At 48.2% G+C, this 450-nt stretch carries 1 protein-coding gene; it reads left to right on the top strand.

Annotated elements, in window-relative coordinates:
- Positions 1–91: 91 nt before the first annotated feature.
- A partial coding sequence (locus ACEWB7_RS17765) for a UxaA family hydrolase (protein WP_411581054.1) occupies positions 92–450 on the top strand: 359 nt, incomplete at its 3' end.

Below are 450 nucleotides of genomic sequence, written 5' to 3'. Positions count from 1 at the left end.
AACTTTATTTCTTATATTGAGATTTAACGATTTAACCATAACCAAAATAGATAATCCTATTTCTATCATCCAGGCTGGAGAATGTTGAACAATGGCCAATATCGAAATTCGCCAGGAATCGCCATCGGCGTTTTATATAAAAGTACATGAAACCGATAATGTCGCAATTATTGTTAATGACCACGGCCTTAAAGCCGGAACACGTTTTCCGGATGGCCTGGAACTGACTGAACATATTCCGCAAGGCCATAAAGTCGCTCTGACGGATATCCCCGCTCACGGCGAAATCATCCGTTATGGCGAAGTCATCGGTTATGCGGTACGCGACATCCCGCGCGGAAGCTGGATCGACGAGTCGCTGGTTGAACTGCCAAAAGCGCCGCCGCTGAATACGCTACCGCTGGCGACCAAAGTACCGGAACCGCTGCCGCCGCTGGAAGGCTACACGTT

Source organism: Acinetobacter sp. NIOH-H-8 (assembly GCF_046635365.1).
Classification (GTDB): Bacteria; Pseudomonadota; Gammaproteobacteria; order Pseudomonadales; family Moraxellaceae; genus Acinetobacter.
This window is presented reverse-complemented; position numbering and strand designations above follow the sequence as displayed.